This is a genomic window from Streptomyces sp. NBC_01669, assembly GCF_026339735.1.
Taxonomy (GTDB): domain Bacteria; phylum Actinomycetota; class Actinomycetes; order Streptomycetales; family Streptomycetaceae; genus Streptomyces; species Streptomyces yanii.
The window spans coordinates 229,777-249,495 of record NZ_JAPEQG010000001.1; the positions used below are offsets into that span (position 1 = coordinate 229,777).

Sequence of the window (19,719 nt, forward strand, 5' to 3'; positions counted from 1 at the left end):
TGACGCGCTTCCCGGACGGGATGGACGGTCTCTGGGTGGACAGCGGGACCGGCCGCCGCAACCAGGCGCGGTGCATCACGAGACGCAAGGGCATCCCCACACCAGGCGCATTCGAGCGATCCGACAGCGCAGCAAGGGTGCCGCCGTCGTCACCGTGCGCCCCCGGGGACCGCGGGACACCCCTTAGTATGGCCAGGCCGATGTACGGGAAACCGGGTGTGCGCCGCACACGCCCACCCAGCACAGGCTCCCCCAGCCGTGTGCCCCCATGCCGGAAACCCCGGCCCGATTCCGACGGGCCGGGGTTTCCATGTCATGCAGACCCTGCTCTACCACCTTTGGAGGTGGCCCCTCACCACTCCTTGTCGAAGTGGTCCCGGACCACCCGGAAGCTGCCCACGACACCGTTTTTGACGAACACGCCGCCACGGATGTGCTGACGGGTGAAGACACCGTTGCTGGTGCTCCAGGGACCGACCGTCGCAACCGGGGAACCGTTGTCGCAGGTCGCCCCACGGAAGAACTCAACGGTCCGACGACTGTCGTTACGGACGTTGAAGCTCCGTGAGCCCAGACCGCTCACCACCGTGATGCAGCCATCCTCACCGCGAGCCGAGTACGACCGCTCGTTGATGAAGATCCGGCCCTCCTCCTTGTGGCCGTAACCACCACGCTCGTTGCCACCACGGTTGTTGCCGCCACCGTAGCCGCCGCCGTAGCCGCCCTCGTTCCCCTTCCCCTCGTTCCCCTTCCCCTCGTTCCCCTTCCCGTTCCCGTTCCCGTTCCCGTTCCCGTTCCCGTTCCCGTTCCCGTTCCCGTTCCCGTTGCCGCCGTCACCACCCAGCGGAGCAACAGCCGGAGCAGCCTGATGAACTGCCGGGGCAGCCGGAGCGGACCCGGAAGCCGAGGCATACGTAATGCCGGTAGTAGCCAGAACCGCTGCGCCTGCTACGGCAGCGGTTACAGCGACTGTACGCGTCGTCATGTCACTTCTTCCTGTCTCAGAGACGCCGGCTGGGCAGCCGACCTGAGACGAACGTACTGACCACCTCATTACCTGTCATATCGGGACAGATCCACGGCGTGACCCCACAGGGCCGACCGGGTGTACGCACCCCACCCCCCACACACACCACGACCATCTGACGAGCCATCAAATAATAGGACAGTAAGCCCCCCTGGCACGCGATTAGCCCTTCCGGGCGACTTACCCCCACCCCCTCACCCTGTCGGCAGCACCCCACCCCAACCCACCACCCCCCATCACCGCCCTGAACAACCATCACTCAGCGCCCCCGCCACCCTCACCACCCAGCACCCCCACCACCCCGACCCTCTGAACAACCGTCACTCGCGCTCCCGCCGGTACTTACGTTGGGCGAGCCCGGAAGCGGTGTGTCCAAGCCCAAGGCGAGAACTGGTGCCCCACGGCGTCCCAGACCTCCCAGGAAGCGCCCAACCACCCACCACCCTGATCTGGCCCGGCTCGCAAGCTGCGACGGCATGTCGAACACGCCTACCGCGAGCCGAACCGTCCTCGGGACTCACCTGCTTCGAAGGCCGATCACCACAGGCCGGCACCGGCACGTCACCCCCGCGACCGCCCGTCCACCCTCTCCTGACCGAACGGCGGACCTGAACAGATGCCCCTGCCGGGGCCTGACCCTCTACCAGGCCCTGGACCTCATACATCGACTCCTGGCCACCTGGGCCGCCGCCTGCCTCGCCTGCCGATAACCCACCCCAGCGACAGCACCCGACAAGGACCTAGTAGGCGTCCCGGCCCGCGCGCAGGCTGCGGACGGCACGTTCGAGGTCGGCGATGCGGTCGGCGAGGCCGACTGCCTCGGCGCCTTCGGCGTCCCGTAGTTGCAGCTCGATCTGGGCGAGCCGCTCGGTGATCTCCGCCAGCTGCTGGCCACTGCCCGCAGTCGCGCTGGCACCCGCACCTGCGTCCCGTGCCCGCGACAGCCTGTCCCGGGCACCCCCCAGGGATTCTACGGATCCCGCCGGGCCTACCGGTGCGGCGGGAGTCGGCGCCCCGACCAGCAGACGACGCAGTTGCTCGGCCTGTGCGGCGAGCTGACGGTTCTTGCGGTACAGATCCAGGAAGACGTTGACCTTGGTGCGAAGCAGCCAAGGGTCGAAGGGTTTGGTCAGGAAGTCGGCGGCGCCGATCGCGTATCCCCGGTAGAGATAGTCCGTGTCGGCCTCGGTCCCGGTCAGCAAGATGATGGGCACGTCCTTGGTCTGGTCCAGACGCTTGATGTTGGCGGCGGTCTCGAAACCGTCCATGCCGGGCATCATGACATCGAGCAGCACGACCGCGAACTCCTGGCGCAGCATCGCTTTGAGGGCCTCCTCTCCGGAGCGGGCGCGTACCAGCTGCTGGTCGAGCGAGCCGAGTACGGCCTCCAGCGCAACCAGGTTCTCCTCCATGTCGTCGACGATCAGGATGCTGGCCTTCTCCGGAGTGTTAATGGTCATATCCTCCGCCTCGGAGGGTCTGTGCCGTCTTCCCCTGCCGGATGTGACTCTCCACCGGTTCCTGTCTCCGGTGCCGGAGGGGCGCCTTGCGGGTCGAGCAGGTCGCAGATGACCGTCAGCAGGCGGTCCACGTCCACTGGCTTGGGGACGTAGTCGGAGGCGCCGCTTTCGATGGCCTTCTCGCGGTCGCCCGGCATGGCCTTGGCCGTGAGCGCGATGATGGGGAGTCCGGCGAGACGGGGCGTGCGCCGGATAGTCCGGATCGTCTCGTATCCATCCATTTCGGGCATCATGATGTCCATCAGGACCAGCGACACGTCAGGAGACCGGTCGAGGACCTCGATGCCTTCGCGGCCGTTCTCGGCGTACTTCACGGTAATGCCGACGCGGCCCAGCATATGCGTGAGCGCGAAGACGTTCCGGATGTCGTCGTCGACGATGAGGATGCGGCGCCCTGCCAGCACGCGGCCGGGGCGCCCGCTCAGCCACTCCCTGAGCCGTGTCGTCTCCGGCCAGGTGTCATCTCGGCCGTCGGCGGCCCCCGGGGTTCCCCTACCGATCAGGCTGTCCGCGTTCCCGAAGACGCCGCTCGGCGCGTAGTCGGCAGCGTCCGGCGACGGTTCGGCCTGTCCAGGGAGCGCAGCGGGGACGGCCGGCGCAGCCACCGCGTCGGGCTCCGGGAAGACGCCGGGGAAGCGCGACGGAACGTAGAGAGTGAAGCAGGATCCGACGCCCAGTTCGCTCTCGGCGACGATCCGGCCGCCGAGCAGCCCGGCGATCTCGCGGCTGATGGACAGCCCGAGCCCGGTCCCTCCGTACTTGCGACTGGTGGTGCCGTCGGTCTGCTGGAACGCATCGAAGATCACCGACAGTTTTTCGGGCGGTATGCCGGTGCCGGTGTCCTTGACCGAGAACGCGATGACGGTCTCGGCGTTCCGCAGCGACCGGTCCTCGAACTTCGTTCCCGGCACGCACTCGACGCGCAGCTCCACGCCGCCGGAGGAGGTGAACTTCACGGCGTTGGACAGCAGATTACGCAGGATCTGCTGGAGGCGCTGCTCGTCCGAGACCAGCTCACTCGGCACGTTCTCGCCGACCGTGACGTCGAAGGCGAGCCCGCGGTCAAGGGTCAGCGGGCGGAACGTGGCCTGCACGTAGTCCAGCAGCTTGACCAGGGGCAATGTCCTCGGGCGGACGTCCATCCGGCCCGCCTCGATCTTCGACAGGTCGAGGATGTCGTTGATCAGCTGCAGCAGATCCGAGCCCGAGCGGTGGATGGTGGCCGCGAATTGGACCTCCTGCTCGGACAGCGTGCCATCCGGGTTGTCGGCAAGCAGGCCGGCCAGGATCAGCAGCGAGTTGAGCGGGGTGCGCAGCTCGTGCGACATGTTCGCCAGAAACTCGGACTTGTACTGCGAGGACGTGGCGAGCAGGGCTGCCTTCTCCTCCAGCGCCGCATTGGACCGCTGGAGCTCGTCCGACCGCTTGCGCAGCTCGCTGGTGAGGCGCTGGGACTCCGAGAGCAGGGACTCGGTGCGGGAGTTGGCGATGATGGTATTGATGGAGACGCCGATGGTGGTGACGAACTGGTCGATGAAGGCCAGGTGTACGTCACTGAACTTGCTGAACGAGGCCAGCTCGATCACTCCGAGGACCTGGTCCTCGAAGAGGATCGGCAGGATGACGACGCTGGCCGGAAGTGCGGCGCCGAGCCCGGAGTTGATGGTGATGTAGTCCGGTGGGACATCAGCGATGAGGATGCGCTTCTTCTCCAGAGCGGCCTGGGTGATCAGCCCGCGGCCAGGCGTCCCGGACTCGGGCAACGGGCCGCTCCCCCTGGCCGCATCGGTGCCGTAGCCGGCGATGAACTGAAGCCCCTCCCCCGGCTTGGCCGCGGCCTCGGTCAGGAAGAACGCTCCGAACTGTGCGTTCACCAATGGCGTCAGCTCGCGCAGGATCAGGTCGGCGACCTCGACGAGATCTCGGTGGCCCTGCATGAGACCGGCGATGCGAGTGAGGTTGGATTCCAGCCAGTCCTTGGCGCGGGTGGTCTCGCGGAGGTTCGCCACCATGAGGTTGACGTTGTTCTTCAGCTCGGCCACCTCGCCCTGTGCCTCGACCGAGATGGCACGGGACATGTCGCCCTGGGTAACGGCGCTGGCGACCTCGGCGATCGCGCGGACCTGGGTGGTGAGGTTCGAGGCGAGTTCATTGACGCTGGTGGTGAGCCGCTTCCACGTTCCATAGACACCCTCGACGCGGGCCTGGCCACCCAGCTGTCCCTCGCTGCCGACCTCGCGGGCGACCCGTGTCACCTCGGAGGAGAACGAGGAGAGCGTGTCGACCATCGTGTTGATGGTGGTCTTCAGCTCCAGGATCTCGCCGCGCGCGTCCACGTCGATCTTCTTCGACAGGTCGCCCTGCGCGACAGCGGTGGCGACCTGGGCGATGTTGCGGACCTGCGAGGTCAGGTTGTCCGCCATGAAGTTGACGTTGTCGGTGAGGTCCTTCCAGACACCGGAAACGCCTCGGACCTGCGCCCGCCCGCCCAGGTTCCCCTCGGTGCCGACCTCGCGGGCGACTCGCGTCACCTCATCCGCGAACGCCCGCAGTTGCTGGACCATCGTGTTGACGGTGTCCTTCAGCTCCAGGATCTCGCCGCGCGCGTCCACGTCGATCTTCTTCGACAGGTCGCCGTTGGCGACGGCCGTGGTCACCTGGGCGATGTTGCGGACCTGCGAGGTGAGGTTCAGCGCCATGGAGTTGACGTTGTCGGTGAGGTCCTTCCAGACACCGGAGACCCCGCGGACCTGCGCCTGCCCGCCCAGGTTCCCCTCGGTGCCGACCTCGCGGGCGACTCGCGTCACCTCATCCGCGAACGCCGAGAGCTGGTCGACCATCGTGTTGATCGTCGACTTCAGTTCCAGGATCTCGCCCTTTGCCTCCACCGTGATCGTCTTGCCGAGGTCACCCTCCGCGACAGCGGTGGCAACCTGGGCGATGTTGCGGACCTGCGAGGTCAGGTTGTCCGCCATGAAGTTGACGTTGTCGGTGAGGTCCTTCCACACCCCGGAGACCCCGCGGACCTGCGCCCGCCCGCCCAGGCGCCCCTCGGTGCCGACCTCGCGGGCGACTCGCGTCACCTCATCCGCGAACGCCAACAGCTGGTCGACCATCGTGTTCACGGTGCTTTTGAGCTGGAGAATTTCGCCCTGTGCGTCCACCGTGATCTTCTGGCTGAGATCGCCGTTGGCGACGGCGGTGGTCACCTGTGCAATGTTGCGGACCTGCGAGGTGAGGTTCGAGGCCATGAGGTTGACGTTGTCGGTGAGGTCCTTCCACACCCCGGAGACCCCGGGCACCTGAGCACGTCCGCCCAACTGCCCTTCCGTGCCGACCTCGCGGGCGACTCGCGTCACCTCATCCGCGAACGCCCGAAGCTGGTCCACCATGGTGTTCACGGTGAGTTTCAGTTCCAACAGCTCGCCGGTCGCCTCGACCGTCACCTGCTGGGTCAAGTCGCCGCGCGCCACCGCCGTGGTCACCACGGCAATGTCGCGCACCTGCGCCGTCAACCGCGCTGCCATGGTGTTGACGGCCTCGGTGACGTAACGCCAGTCGCCCGACAGACCCTGAACCTTGGCCCGCCCGCCGAGCCGCCCTTCTGTCCCGACCTCCCGTGCGACACGCGTGACCTCGCCCGTGAACAGGGACAGCTCGTCGACCATCCGGTTCACCACGAGCCCCAGACGCCGTAGGTCACCGCGGAGTTGACGGTTGCCGTCGTGCATATCCACCCGCTGCGTCAGATCACCGGCAGCAACCGCGTCCAGCACCCGTGTCGCTTTCGCTACCGGGGCCACCAGCGCCTCCACGAGCTGGTTCGCCGCGTCCACGCTCGTCGCCCATGCCCCTTGCCCGGGGCTCGCCGCGATCCGCTCGTCCAGTCTGCCCTGCCGCACGACCTCGCGGCGCACCCGCTGGAGTTCCGCGGCCAGATGCGCATTCCGCGCGCTGACCTGGTTGAACACCCCTGCCATCTCGGCCAGGACACCTTCGCCTGCACCCTGCACACGTACGGTGAAGTCGCCATCGCACAACGAATTCAACGCTGCGAGAAGTGGACGCAGTTCAGCCGTGCGCACCCACTGCCCGTCCGGGGTGGAGCCCGGCCGGGCCACGCGTTCCGGGGAATGGGGGGGTTCCGGGGAATGAGGGGCGGGGGAAACGGCATCGGAGGGCGGGTCGAGTGCCATGGCAGCTCACGCTCAGGCTCGGGGCATATGGGCGCTTTGTCGTAAAATACGTTACATGATTCGGTCAGTCGTCGGAAACTCCAAGGAGTCGCCCGGAGCGCCGTTGTCCTCCCACCGCGAGTTCGTCTCGCGGACGACTCTGCCTGCCGACGACTGCACGGCATCCGCCGCGCGCACCTTTGTGCGCGCGGCGCTCGGCGAATGGACCGATCCTGCGGTTCCTGGCTCACCGAAGATCACCGACCGGCTCGTCGACGACGCCATGCTCCTGGTCAGCGAACTGGTCACCAACGCCGTCATGCACGCCGGTACCACGATCGAGGTCGTCTGCCGCCTCGAGGCAGGGCACGGCTCACGCGCCGCGTCCCTCCTCAACGTGAACGGCCCCCTCGACGCGGACGGACCTGTCGACGTCGTCATCGAGGTGGCGGACCGCCACCCTTCCCGCACCGTGCTCGGCAGGAAGGACGCCCTGCACGTGTGGTACGGCCGTGGCCTCCAGCTCGTCCGTGCGCGGGCAGAGTCGTGGGGCGTGACGTACCGGCGCACTCAGAAGACGGTGTGGTTCCGGTTGGAGACCACGGCCGAGGAACCCGAGCCGGTCGACAGTCCTGTCGACGGCGCCACCGAGGGCAAACCGCGCACCACGGACAGCCTCGCGACCGCCCCGCCGCACAGCCGTCGCGACGACACCGCCGAGTGGGTCGACCGCGGAGGGCCTTCGTTCCTTGCCGAGGCAAGCGAGCTCCTCGCCGGCCAGCTCGACCAGGACATGGTCGCCGCCCTCGCCGGGCAGCTGCTCGTGCCCAGGCTTGCCGACTGGTGCGGTGTGTGGCTCAGCACCGAGAACGGCGGTCTGCGGCTCTCCCGCGTCTGGCATGCGGACGAACGGTGCATCGACGCGCTACGCCGCGTGCTGGAGAAGGACCCGCCGCCCGCCAGGCTCGCCACAACGGGTATCCCCTGGCCCTGGCCGGAGAGCGCGAACACGGGAGGCTCCGCAATCGCCTTCCCCCTCGTCACGGGCGGTCACTGCCATGGCGTGCTGCTGCTCGGCCGGGCGGGACTGCTGCAGATGACCGACGGAGTCGTGCGACTCGCGGAAGACTTGGCACGGCGTGTCGCCCAGGCGGTGGCCACGGCCCGCCAATACACCGAGCAGACGACCATCAGCCGAGCGCTCCAGCGCAGGCAACTTCCCGCTTCCCTCGCCAGCATCCCAGGCATGGACACGGCGATCGTCTACGAGCCGCGCGGTCACGGCCAGACCGTCGGCGGCGACTTCTACGACCTGTTCCCGCTGGGAGGCCACCGCTGGGGCTTCCTCCTCGGCGACGTGTGCGGCCACGACCCGGAGGCGATGTCCGTCACCGGCCTGGCACGGCACCTGGTACGGATGCTGGCACGCGAGGGCCACGGCGTCGAGTCGGTGCTCGACAGGCTGAACTGCGCGATGGCGGAGGAGAGCGCTGAGGCCGCGGCGCTCGGCGGCGAGCAGGCCCGGCCCCAGTTCCTGAGCCTGCTCTACGGGGAGCTGGAGCCCGACCCCGTGGCGGGCGGCGCGCACTGCAAGATCGCCTGCGCCGGGCACCCTCTGCCTCTGCGGCTGTCCGCCGACGGCTCGGTGACGCCGATGTCGGACCCGCAGATGCTGCTCGGGATCGACGAGGGGGCGAAGTTCCACGCCAACTCCTTCGACCTCGCACCGAGTGAGACTCTGCTGTGCGTGACCGATGGCGTGACAGAACGCCGCAGCGGGAACCGGCAGTTGGATGATGACGACGGACTTTCCGAGGTGCTGCGGCAGTGCGTGGGCCTGGGCGCCACGGCCGTCGCGGAACGCGTGCGGCAGGCGGTGCACGACTTCGACACGGGGCCGGTCGAAGACGACCTCGCGGTGCTGGTGCTAGGGGCGGTGCCGGTGCATGCGCCAGGAGTTGAACAGGTGCGGAACCGGGCGTAAGACCGAACACGAGGCTACCCCCGTGGCGCTTTGCGGGGAGACGCCTGGGACCGGTCGAGGTGCGATGGTTCCTCGCTGGTCGGCAGGCGGGCCAAGAAGCGGATGAGACGGATATACACCGCAGGGCGTCACGAGCCCATGACGAATGGTCAACTCCTGGCATAGCAGCGGCTTCATGTGGACCTCCGAAAGCGTGCCGGACTCGTGGCAACAAGCGTCGAATCCTCCGCTGCGGCATTCGGTGGCTCCGATACGACTCGCCGCGCGACAGCCTTCGCGGGTTCTTCCCCCAGGGTTTCTCATGAGGGTTGCCGGCGACCAAGGATCCGAACAGAGCGCATCCGGAAGGCGCTGCGCTTCAACGGGCAGGCCAGGATTCGGGGTTGTCCCATGCCTGTCCGAGCAGCGTTGGGTGCGTCCGACGAGTCGAGGACCTTCCGCCCCCTCTGCCCGCGCGGGGTGTCGACCGGCCGCAGCAACAGCCTCCAGCAGGAAGGAGGCGCAGCGCCCGGACCTGCCATGGTCGATCCAGGCCGCCTCCCCGCCGGGCTGAGCGGTGCTGTATCCCGCGCCGACGATCAGCAGGACATGGCGCAGGGACAGACGAAGCCCAGTGCACGGTAGAGCGGTTCACCGCCGTCGCCCGCGCTCCTCTGGCGTTCCAGGCCGGCCTCCTCAGGAAGGGGGCTGCCCCGGCATCAGATGGATCGGGCCGACCGGGGAGAGGGTGACGCGAGTTCGGCCTCGTCCTTCGCCGTCGCGTTGCGGCGCCGGATGGGCTTGGCGGCCTCGGCTTCCGACCGACTGTGTGCCTGAAATATACAGTTAAGTCATGAATGCTCGGCTGGCCCTGCTGAACAGTGTGGAACGGGGCGTCACGGAGGGCGAGGTGCTGCGGCTCGCCCTTCAGCACGCCGTCGCCGAGCTGGACGGCCTGGGCGGGACGGTGCACCTGCGTGGTCCGATGTCGGCACTACGTCTGGTTCAGTGGCCGGACTGCCTCCGGGCCTCGTCCGGCCGTGGGAGATCATCGACCAGGAGGACACCTCGGCTCCGGCCCGCGCGGTGCGCCAGGGTACCGGCGTGTGGACGCTCCATGACCCCTCGGGCACCGCCCCGCCCACGTCGACCGATGGCTGGCCCGGGACGGGCCTGGCGGCCGTACCGGTGTTCGGCAGGGAGCGCCCCATCGGCGCCCTCACCGTCGTGACAGGTGCGTCAGGAGAGCCCGCAAGGAAACAGTGGGAGTTCCTCACAGCGGTGGCCACCTGGGCGAAGGAGCGGATGATCCAGGCCCCGCCACCCACTCGCCCCGCCCGGGAGGAGCCGAGCGGCACCTTCCTGCGGCAGGCGCTCAAGGCAGTCCAGGTAGGCACCTGGGAGTGGAACATCCGCACCGGCGCACTGTCCTGGGACGCTGCGGCCATGGCCGTCTACGGCACCGAGCCCGCCGACTTCACGCCCCAGGTCGAGAGCTGGATGAAGGTGGTCCACCCCGACGACCTGCCGTGGACGCTCGCCGCCGTCGAGAGGGCCATTCGCAACCGCGGAGTATTCCAAGCCGAATATCGAGTACGACGCCCCGACGGCAGTCACGGCTGGACCCAGACGCGCGCAAGGGTGGAGCTCGATGACATGGGCGAGCCCAACCGGATGATCGGGACGGCCTGGGACAGCAACGAGTCCCGGTCCGCCCGCGACTCGCTCAGCCACGCCCTGCGCCATATGAGCGACGGCTTCCTTTCGGCGGACGACGACTGGCGGATCACCTTCGTCAACCTCGAGGCGGAGGGCATGCTGGGCTCCTCCGACGAGGAGCTGTTCGGCCGCATGCTGTGGACATTGCCGGCCGTACAGCAGGTCGCCGACATGGAGGCGCGGTGCCGCCAGGCCGCCGCCACAGCCACGCCCACGGGCTTCGACGTGCAGATGCCGGAGACAGGACGCTGTTACCACCTGCGACTCGCCCCGGTGCCCGACGGGGTCACCCTGTACTTCACCGACGTCACGGAGACGCGCCGGCACGAGGCCGAGAGGGCCGCCGCCGAGACGGCCGCCACCGAGCGTGCCTCTCGGATCACGGAGCTGACCGCGGCACTCGCCAAGGCGACGACCTCACGGGACGTGGTCGACGCGGTAGCCCAGCGGGTGCTGCCACCGTTCCGCGCCACCGGGCTGCTCGTGCAGGCCATCGAGGGCGACCGGGTCCACAACGTAGGAGCCGTCGGCTACCCCCGCACCTTCCTCGAACGCGTCGACGGCCGTTCGCGCATCGCCACAGACCCCGTCTGGGACGCGATCTCCACTCAGGGGCCGCTGTTCGTCTCCTCGGCCCAGGAGTACGCGGCGCGATATCCCGCTTTGGCCCAGAACCCGCACGGCATCGACAAGCAGGCCTGGGCGTTCCTGCCGCTGACCGCCTCCGGGCACACCTTCGGTGTCTGCGTGATCGCGTTCGACCAGCCGCGCCGCCTGGCAGACGAAGAGCGCACCTTGCTGACCGCCATCAGCGCCCTCGTCGCGCAGGCCCTGGAACGCGCGCGGCTGTACGACGCCGAGCACACCCGATCCCAGGAGCTGCAGCGCGCTCTGCTCCCCCAGAGGCTGCCCGACCTGCCGGCGTGCACCACCGCCGCCCGCTACCTGCCCGCCGGACAGGGCATGGACGTCGGCGGCGACTGGTACGACGTCATCCCACTCCCCGCCGGACGGGTCGCGCTCGTCGTCGGCGACGTGGTGGGCCACGGACTCTCCGAGGCCGTCACGATGGGACGGCTGCGCACGGCCGTCCACACCCTGGCCGGTTTCGAACTGCCACCCGACGAGATCATGAGCCACCTCAACGAGATCGTCAGCAGCCTCGGGAAGAACTCGTACGCCACCTGCCTGTATGCCCTGTACGACTCCACCACCGGAAGGTGCTCCCTCACCCGCGCCGGCCACCCACCACCGGCAGTGCTCCACCCCGACGGCACCGTGCACTTCCCGCATCCAGTCCCGGATCCGCCCCTGGGCGCGGCAGAGCCCCCGTTCGAGACGGTGGAGCTGACGATGCCCCCGGGAAGCCTCCTCGTGCTGTACACCAACGGCCTGGTCGAATCGCCCGAGCGCAAGATCGATCAGGGCATGACCGAACTGGCGAACCTCCTGCGCACCAGGGACAGCGAAGACCTGGACCGGCTCTGCGAAACCCTCATCGCCGGCCTGCTCCCCGCCGGACAGCACACCAGTGACGACGCAGCCCTCCTGGTCGCCCGTGTGCACGCGCTCAGCTCCGACCAGATGGCCTCCTGGCCACTCCCGGAGGACCCCCGGGCAGCGGGCCTGGCCCGCAGGCACGTCCGGGAACAGCTGTCCACGTGGGGGCTGGACGACATGGCGACGACCACGGAACTGCTCGCCAGCGAGCTGGTCGGAAACGTCGTACGACACGGAAGGGGACCGCTGCAACTGCGGCTGCTACGCGGCGCCGAGCTGGTCTGCGAGGTCTCCGACGGCAGTCTGACCATGCCCAGGGTCCGCCACGCGTCCGAGACGGACGAAGGCGGCCGGGGACTGCAGCTTGTCGCCGCGCTCTCCCAGCGGTGGGGCACTCGCTACACCGCGACTGGCAAGTGCATCTGGACCGCACAGCCGATGCGCGGATCCGACATCCCAGCTCCGCTCCTGCCGGAATCCTGACGCGCCTGGAAGTCAGGACGGCGGCGAGCAGAGTACTTTCCCGCCACGATCACACGGGATGTGGTGTCGGCGCCGGTTCGCCTGCCGGTTCGGCTGTCCGGCCGGGTTCGGCCACACTGGGAACGTCAGGGCCGGCGTCGCTGCTGAGGCCCTTTTGGCCGCTACCCGCCCCCTCCGACTCGTACGGCCGGCCGTGCTTCCGCAGGAATCCGCCCATGGGGTCCTCCGGGTCACCCCCGTGCGCGGTCAGCCCCACCCTGCAGGTCCGGCTCCCACCCTGCGGGCCGGGCACGACCTGACCGCGAAAGCCGCCCGGCTGCGCCACCACACAGGCTGAAAACCAGCCGACAGCGACGCCCCCGCTCGTGCCGGCCACTGCGGAGGACGGCCGATCCTTGCCGAGTCCTCCCTGCCCGATGTTTCCCGCTGTCAGCGCAGCCTCTGCCCCACCGACACCACCACAGCCGAGTGGGCCCTGCGCGAACCGCTGCCGCCGGTCCCGGCCTGCCAGCCGCCGCGAGGGCCCTCCGTGGCCCACGGATGCCACAGACACCGCACTGGCGGACGGCCGTCATTTCCCGGTCTTTGCGGGAATGATGGAGCCATGGCGAACCCGACGATCCTGACTGTCGACGACGATCCGGCAGTCTCCCGGGCGGTCGCCCGCGACATCCGGCGACAGTACGGCGACCGCTACCGAATCGTGCGCGCGCTCTCCGGCCGCGATGCCCTTGAAGCACTGCGTGAGCTCAAGCTCCGTGGCGATCAGCTGGCGCTCATGCTCGCCGACTACCGCATGCCCCAGATGAACGGCATCGAGTTCCTCGAGGAGGCCATGGATCTCTTCCCGCTCGCACGTCGCGTGTTGCTGACCGCCTACTCGGACACGGAAGCGGCCATCGACGCCATCAACGTCGTGGACCTCGACCACTACCTCCTCAAGCCCTGGAGCCCGCCGGAACAGCACCTCTATCCAGTGATCGACACACTGCTGGACCTCTGGCACGCCACACCGGATCCGGGAGACACGGAGACCCGCGTGGTCGGGCACCGTTGGTCCGCACCCTCCTTCGCCGTCCGCGACTTCCTCACCCGTAACCTCGTGCCCTATCGCTGGCTGCTGTCCGACGGGCCGGAGGGGGAGCGCCTACTGGCAGCCGCAGGACTGTCCGCGGCCGACGTACCGCTGGTCATCACCCCGGACGGAAAGCCTCTGGTCTCTCCCACCGAGCAAGAGCTCGCCACGCACGTCGGACTCAGCACCGTTCCTGCCTCGGATTTCTACGACCTGGTGGTGGTCGGTGGGGGGCCTGCCGGTCTGGGAGCTGCCGTCTACGGGGCCTCGGAGGGACTGCGTACGGTCCTGGTGGAACAGCAGGCGACCGGCGGGCAGGCCGGGCAGAGCAGCCGTATCGAGAATTATCTCGGCTTTCCCGACGGCGTCTCCGGTTCCCAGCTGACCGAGCGAGCGCGCCGCCAGGCGCTGAAATTCGGGGCGGAGATTCTCAGCGCGCAGCGGGCTGTCGCACTGGAGGTGGCGGGATCCGGCCGGGTACTGCATCTGGGGCCGGAGAACTCCATTGCCGCGCACACCATCGTCCTGGCCACCGGGGTGTCCTATCGGCGCCTGTCCGCCACCGGCCTGCAGGAGTTCACGGGGGCGGGCGTCTTCTACGGGTCTGCCGTCACCGAGGCGCCCAGCTGCTCCGGGGAGGATGTATACATCGTCGGCGGTGCCAACTCCGCGGGTCAGGCAGCGGTGTATTTCTCACGCTACGCACGGCGTGTTCACGTCCTCATCCGCCAGGGTGATCTGACCCGTTCGATGTCCAGCTATCTGGTCGACCAGATCAACGGCATCGCCAACATCCAGGTCCACCCGTGGACCGAGGTGCTCGGTGGTGCGGGCGAAGGGCACCTGCAGCAGCTGACCCTCCGCGAGAGCCGGTCCGGCGCCGTACGCACCATTGCCGCGTCGTGGCTGTTCATCTTCATCGGGGCCGAGCCGCATACGGAGTGGCTGGCGGGGGTGGTCACCCGCGATGAGCGCGGATTCGTGGTGACCGGCCCCGACCTGGTGGCCGGAGGGAAGCGTCCACCCGGGTGGCGGTTGCCGAGAGATCCGTACCACCTGGAGTCGAGCGTGCCCGGCGTCTTCGCTGCGGGAGATGTGCGTTCCTCCTCGGTCAAACGCGTCGCGTCGGCCGTCGGCGAGGGAGCCATGGCCGTCGCGCTGGTGCACCGCTATCTGGAGGCGCAGTGACCACGTCAGCACATCTGTCACCGGAGCAGTTGCGGACTCTGTTCCTGTTCGAGGAACTCAGCGACGAGCAACTCGGCTGGCTGGCAGAACGCGGCCGCGCGGAGCAACGGCCCGCCGGAAGCGTGGTGTACAAGGAGGGCGAGTCGGCCACGTGTTTCTTCGTGCTGCTCAGCGGGGTGATCGCGCTCAGCCGGGTACTGCACGGCGACGATGTGGAGGTCACCCGCACCGATCAGCGCGGTGTGTACAGCGGGGCGACTCGCTCGTACATCGGGGACCGCATCGAGCAGCGATACCCCCACACCCTGCGGGCTGTCACTGACACCGAGTTCTTCGTGTTGCCCGCCGACGATTTCGCGCACGCGGTACGCACGTGGTTCCCGATGGCACTGCACCTGCTGGAGGGCTTGTTCTTCGGTACGCGTGCGGCCAATGCCATCGTCAATGAGCGCGAGCGGCTGCTGGCCCTGGCGTCGCTGTCGGCAGGCCTCACGCATGAGCTGAACAATCCTGCGGCAGCCGCTGTACGGGCCACCGCAGCTCTGCGGGAGCGAGTGGCCGGTATGCGTCACAAGCTCGCCATGATTGCTGACGGCCGGCTGGACGGAACCGAGCTGCATCGTCTCGTGGAGCTGCAGGACGATGCGGTTCAACAAGCGGCTGCGGCTTCCGGGCTGCCAGCGCTGGCTGCTGCGGATGCGGAGGACGCCGTCGGCGACTGGCTCGAGGACCACGGGGTCACAGAGGCGTGGGATCTGGCACCGACTCTGGTCGCCGCGGACATCGGCGTGCCGTGGCTGACCTCGGTGGCCGACACCATCGGCGAGGACAATCTGGGCTCCACGGTGCGGTGGCTGGCGTACACCATCGATGCGGAACTTCTGATGGGCGAGATCGACGACGCCGTGACCCGCATCTCGGGCCTGGTCGGCGCGGCAAAGCAGTACGCGCAGCTGGACCGGGCGCCGCAACAGACCGTGGATGTGCACACGTTGCTCGATGCCACGCTGACCATGCTGCGGGCGAAGATCCCGTCCAATGTTCTGGTGGTCAAGGACTACGACCATGGACTACCGCCGATTTCGGCCTTCGGAGCCGAGCTCAACCAGGTATGGACCAACCTGATCATCAACGCCGCGGACGCCATGCCCGCAGGGGGCACACTGACTATTCGGACGTGGCGGGAGGATGCCCACCTGCTCGTGGAGGTGGCCGACACCGGCGCAGGGATTCCGTCAGACATCAGACCCCGGATCTTCGAACCGTTCTTCACCACCAAACCGGTCGGTGAGGGCACTGGACTGGGGCTGGACATCTCCTACCGCATCGTGGTCAACAAACATCATGGGGACATCCGGGTCTCCTCGCAGCCGGGCGACACTCGCTTTCAGGTATGTCTGCCGATCGACCCTCAGGACGAGGGGCCCTGAGGGTGTGACACAGAACCGCCCGGCAACCAGCGGAACCGAATCAACGCGCCCCTGAACAGCCAGGGAACGGACGCCGGAAAGAAGATCGTCGGCAGGGAACGAGGCATCCTCACCGACACGATCGGGCTCCTCCTCGCCGTGACCGTCACCGCCGCGAGCCACTCCGAAAACGCCGCGGGAATACAACTCCTCGACCAAACCAAGAAGAGCTACCCCACCACCTCCAGGAGCGGGTCGACACCGGCTTCAAGAACGCCGTCGTCGAGCACGGCGCGAGGCTCGGAATCGGCGTCGAAGTCGTCAACAGAAACCCGGAAATCCGCGGCTTCCACGTCGTCAAAAGATGCTGGGTCGTAGAACGCAGCACTGGATGGATCATGATGCACCGCCGCCTGGCCCGCGATTACGAGACCCTCACCATCAGCTCTGAAGCCGTGATCCATCTCGCCTCGATCGACTACCTCACCAAACGCATAACGGACGAGACCACACCCACCCGGCGAGGAACCTACTAGGCGATAAAGTGCATTCCGCCTACATCAAACACCCTCTCACATCTCCCTGAACCAACCCGTGTCACTTCAGGCCCGTATGCGCGAGTCCCTCCACAAACTGGCGCTGGGCGAAGACGAACACCGCGAGTACCGGCAGTGCGGTGAGGGAGGCGGCGGCCAGTTGGACGTTCCACATGGGTCCTCCGTAGGCATCGACGTACTGGGTGAGAGCCTGCGGCAGGGTGAACATCTCCGGGGTAGAGAGGTAGACGATCGGCTCCAGGTAGAGGTTCCAGCTGTGCAGGAAGGTGAAGATGGCGACCGCCGACAGGGCAGGGCGGGCCAGTGGCAGGGCGATCCGCCAGTAGATGGCGAAGCGGCCCAGGCCGTCCATCCGTGCAGCCTCCTCCAGTTCGTGGGGCAGTGCGATGAAGAACTGCCGCATGATGAACGTCGCCAGCACGCTCGGCGCGCCGAGGACCGGCACCAGGATCAGCGGCCAGTGGGTGTCGACCATCCCCCAGTCGTGGAACAACTGGAACAGCGGGACGATGGTGACCTCGCTGGGGATCAGCAGACCGGTGAGGACCACGAGGAACAGGATGTTCTGCCCGGGGAAGCGGATGCGGGCGAAGGCGTATCCGGCCAGCGACGAGACCGCGAGCGTGCCCAGGGTCACCACGATCGCGATGTACATGCTGTTGAAGTACTGCTGGCCGAACGGCTGGAGTTCGAAGACCTTGCGGTAGGCGTCGAGTTCCGGATCGTCGGGGAACAGCTTCGGGGGGAAGGCGAAGATGTCACCGGCCGGCTTCAGCGAGGACGTCGCCATCCACCAGGTGGGGAAGACGAACGGCACGCACAGCACGATCAGGACGCCGTAGAGCAGCAACTTGGCGCGAGTGGACAGCTTACGACTCATGGAACACCCACTTCTTGCGCATCTGCCACTGGATGACGGTCAGCACGAGCACGATCACGAACAGCAGGACCGAGAGTGTCGCCCCGTAGCCGAAGTGGTGGAAGTTGAACGCCTGTTGGTAGAGGTAGTAGACGAGCACGGTGGTGGAGCCGGACGGGCCGCCCTGGGTGAGGACAGCGATCTGCGCGAAGACCTGAAGCGAGCCGACGACCGTGATGATCGAGGTGAGCAGGATGGTGGGGCTGATCAGCGGCACCGTGATGCGCCAGAACTGCCGCCATCGCCCGGCGCCGTCCACGGTCGCCGCCTCGTACAGCTCGCGAGGCACTCCCTGCAGGGCGGCCAGGAAGAGCACCATGTTCAGGCCGACGTTCTTGAAGCACTGCACGACGATGGCCGACAGCATCGAAGTTCCCTCGCTGCGCAACCAGTTGGGCCCCTTGACGCCGATCAGGTCCAGGCCGGCGTTGATGCCGCCGTTCTTCTGGAGCAGGAAGCCCCACACGATGGTCCAGGCGACGAGCGAGACGACGACCGGTGAGAAGAACAGGGTGCGGAAGACGACGCTGCCGCGCAGTTTCTGATTGAGCAGCACGGCCAGCGCCAGCGCAAGGGAGAGGTTGAGGACCACCAGGCCGACGGAGAAGTAGGCGGTGGCCTGCAGCACGCCCGGCAGCTTCGGGTCGTCGAACAGCTTCTGGTAGTTGTCCGTTCCCACCGAGTGGAAGGTGCCGGCCAGCACGTTCCACTCGTGGAAGCTGTACCAGACGACCAGGACCAGCGGGATCAGTACGAAGACGACGGTGCCGACCAGCTGCGGGGCGATGAACAGGTAGCCGGCCAGCTGATCCCGGCGCCGGGAGGTCCAGAAGGGCTTCCCGGCGCGGGTGCCGTCGCCCGGCGGGCCGGCGGCCGTGGTGCGGGGTCGTTCGAGGGTCTTCATGACGCCGTCACTGCTCCAGCTGCGGCTTGATGGAGCTGCAGACCCCCGTCAGGACCTTCTGCACGTCGGCGTCCGGCTTCCACAGCGCGTCGAGGCCGGAGCGTACGGCCGAGTAGATCTCGGCCTGGCCCATGTGGACGGGCTTGACCTTGCCGCTCTTGATTCCGTCGATGACGACGCTGGACAGTTGCTCCTCGCTGAGCTTGGCGTTGCTCTTGGCGAGCGTGGCGGCGTTCAGCTGGGAGGTGCGGGCCTGCGGGAAGTAGGCGCCGAGCTTCGCGGAGTTCTCCCTGTTGGTCATGAAGGCCTGGAATTCGGCGGCGGCGTCGGCGTGCGCGCTCTTGGCGAGCACCGCGATCCCGGCCTGGCCGATCACGGCGTACTTGCCCTTGGGCCCTTCGGGCAGCGGGACGAAGTCCCACTTGAACTTGTCCGTGAGAAGGGAGGCGCGGCTCATCTGGGTGACGGTCATGGCAGCCTCGCCGGCAAAGAAGTCGGCGGCGGTGCCGGGGGCGAGCATCGCCTCGTCGTCGAAGATCGCCTTGTGCAGGCTGGTCATCGCCTCGATCATCTCCGGCTTGTCGAAGCCGCAGGTCTTGCCGTCGGCAGACCAGGCCTCGGCGCCCCAGCCGTCCCAGTAGGTGGCGAGGTTGTCCCAGGCCTTGTAGTCGAAGTCGCGGATGACCATGCCGGTCCTGCCGGTCTTGGCATGGACCGCGGCGCCCGTCTTGGTGACCTCGTCCCAGTTCCACTTGCCCTGCTTGATCAGCTCGGCGGGGCTCGGTCGGCCAGACTTCTTCAGCATGTCGAGATTGACGAAGACGCCGAAGGGCGAGGTGGAGAAGGGGTAGGCGTAGAGCTTGCCGTCCTGCTGCCAGATCCTCTTGGCGGCGGGCAGCACGTCGGGGTCGTCCTTGACCTCCTTCAGGGCGCCGGAGGAGACGAAGTCAAGGGAGGAGTTCTCGAATATCCACGCCAGGTCCGGCGCCTTGCCGCCGGCCATCCGGGTGGTGAGGGTCTCGGTGTAGTTCTCGACCGGGAGGACATCGAACTTGATCGACTTCACCTCGGGGTGGGACTTGCGGTACGCGTCGGCGATGCCGTTGAGCAGCTTCAGATGCTCCGGGGCGCCGGACCAGACCGTCATACGTAGGCTCACGGGCCCGTCGTCGGAGCCACCGCTGTCGCCGCCGCTGCCGCAGGCGGTCAGGGCGAGGAGTCCGGTGGCGGCCAGGGCGGCGAGCTTGGTCGTGCGCTGCTGTCGGTGGGAGTTCATGCGG

General features: G+C 67.7%; 9 protein-coding genes and 2 pseudogenes. 5 read left to right on the forward strand and 6 right to left on the reverse strand.

Translation table 11 applies throughout. The annotated features are described in order from the left end of the window. Positions 1-352 precede the first annotated feature (352 nt). The 3 genes from OG972_RS01085 to OG972_RS01095 form a co-directional block, all read right to left on the reverse strand. The gene (locus tag OG972_RS01085; RefSeq protein WP_266977812.1) at positions 353-985 is read right to left on the reverse strand and encodes a hypothetical protein; all 633 of its coding nucleotides are present in this window, start codon (positions 983-985) and stop codon (positions 353-355) included. 782 nt (positions 986-1,767) lie between these two features. Beyond that, on the reverse strand, positions 1,768-2,487 hold the full coding sequence (locus tag OG972_RS01090) for a two-component system response regulator (RefSeq protein WP_266977813.1): 720 nt from the start codon (positions 2,485-2,487) through the stop codon (positions 1,768-1,770). Then, positions 2,484-6,743, reverse strand: a complete 4,260-nt coding sequence (locus tag OG972_RS01095) for a HAMP domain-containing protein (RefSeq protein ID WP_266977814.1) — start codon at positions 6,741-6,743, stop codon at positions 2,484-2,486. Before OG972_RS01095 ends, OG972_RS01090 begins: the two co-directional genes overlap by 4 nt. 55 nt (positions 6,744-6,798) lie before the next feature. On the opposite strand from OG972_RS01095, the gene OG972_RS01100 reads away from it, so the two are divergent. The 5 genes and pseudogenes from OG972_RS01100 to OG972_RS01120 form a co-directional block, all read left to right on the forward strand. After that, complete coding sequence (locus OG972_RS01100; RefSeq protein ID WP_266977815.1) at positions 6,799-8,706, forward strand: SpoIIE family protein phosphatase; 1,908 nt, start codon at positions 6,799-6,801, stop codon at positions 8,704-8,706. An 832-nt stretch (positions 8,707-9,538) separates the two neighbouring features. Then, positions 9,539-12,387: pseudogene (locus OG972_RS01105) on the forward strand (SpoIIE family protein phosphatase). 604 nt (positions 12,388-12,991) lie between these two features. After that, positions 12,992-14,650, forward strand: coding sequence for an FAD-dependent oxidoreductase (locus tag OG972_RS01110; protein WP_266977816.1), 1,659 nt, complete (start codon positions 12,992-12,994; stop codon positions 14,648-14,650). Then, the gene (locus OG972_RS01115; RefSeq protein ID WP_266977817.1) at positions 14,647-16,080 is read left to right on the forward strand and encodes an ATP-binding protein; all 1,434 of its coding nucleotides are present in this window, start codon (positions 14,647-14,649) and stop codon (positions 16,078-16,080) included. Before OG972_RS01110 ends, OG972_RS01115 begins: the two co-directional genes overlap by 4 nt. A 42-nt stretch (positions 16,081-16,122) precedes the next feature. Further along, a pseudogene (locus OG972_RS01120) lies at positions 16,123-16,595 on the forward strand (transposase); the annotation flags it as partial. Positions 16,596-16,656: 61 nt separating this feature from the next. On the opposite strand, the gene OG972_RS01125 reads toward OG972_RS01120, so the two are convergent. Genes OG972_RS01125 through OG972_RS01135 form a run of 3 tightly spaced genes read right to left on the reverse strand, consistent with a single transcriptional unit; the run spans position 16,657 to position 19,715 of the window. Further along, a complete protein-coding gene (locus OG972_RS01125; RefSeq protein WP_266977818.1) occupies positions 16,657-17,496 on the reverse strand; it encodes a carbohydrate ABC transporter permease in 840 nt (279 codons plus the stop codon). Further along, on the reverse strand, positions 17,486-18,439 hold the full coding sequence (locus tag OG972_RS01130) for a carbohydrate ABC transporter permease (protein ID WP_266977819.1): 954 nt from the start codon (positions 18,437-18,439) through the stop codon (positions 17,486-17,488). The genes OG972_RS01125 and OG972_RS01130 overlap by 11 nt, the downstream gene beginning before the upstream one ends. Before the next feature lie 7 nt (positions 18,440-18,446). Next, positions 18,447-19,715, reverse strand: coding sequence for an extracellular solute-binding protein (locus OG972_RS01135; protein ID WP_266977820.1), 1,269 nt, complete (start codon positions 19,713-19,715; stop codon positions 18,447-18,449). Positions 19,716-19,719 lie beyond the last annotated feature (4 nt).

Bases quoted from the DNA above. Each gene is read 5' to 3' on its own strand.
- OG972_RS01110 (WP_266977816.1), top strand. From the start codon at position 12,992: ATGGCGAACCCGACGATCCTGACTGTCGACGACGATCCGGCAGTCTCC.
- OG972_RS01125 (WP_266977818.1), bottom strand. From the start codon at position 17,496: ATGAGTCGTAAGCTGTCCACTCGCGCCAAGTTGCTGCTCTACGGCGTC.
- OG972_RS01130 (WP_266977819.1), bottom strand. From the start codon at position 18,439: ATGAAGACCCTCGAACGACCCCGCACCACGGCCGCCGGCCCGCCGGGC.
- OG972_RS01135 (WP_266977820.1), bottom strand. From the start codon at position 19,715: ATGAACTCCCACCGACAGCAGCGCACGACCAAGCTCGCCGCCCTGGCC.
- OG972_RS01090 (WP_266977813.1), bottom strand. From the start codon at position 2,487: ATGACCATTAACACTCCGGAGAAGGCCAGCATCCTGATCGTCGACGAC.
- OG972_RS01085 (WP_266977812.1), bottom strand. From the start codon at position 985: ATGACGACGCGTACAGTCGCTGTAACCGCTGCCGTAGCAGGCGCAGCG.
- OG972_RS01095 (WP_266977814.1), bottom strand. From the start codon at position 6,743: ATGGCACTCGACCCGCCCTCCGATGCCGTTTCCCCCGCCCCTCATTCC.
- OG972_RS01100 (WP_266977815.1), top strand. From the start codon at position 6,799: ATGATTCGGTCAGTCGTCGGAAACTCCAAGGAGTCGCCCGGAGCGCCG.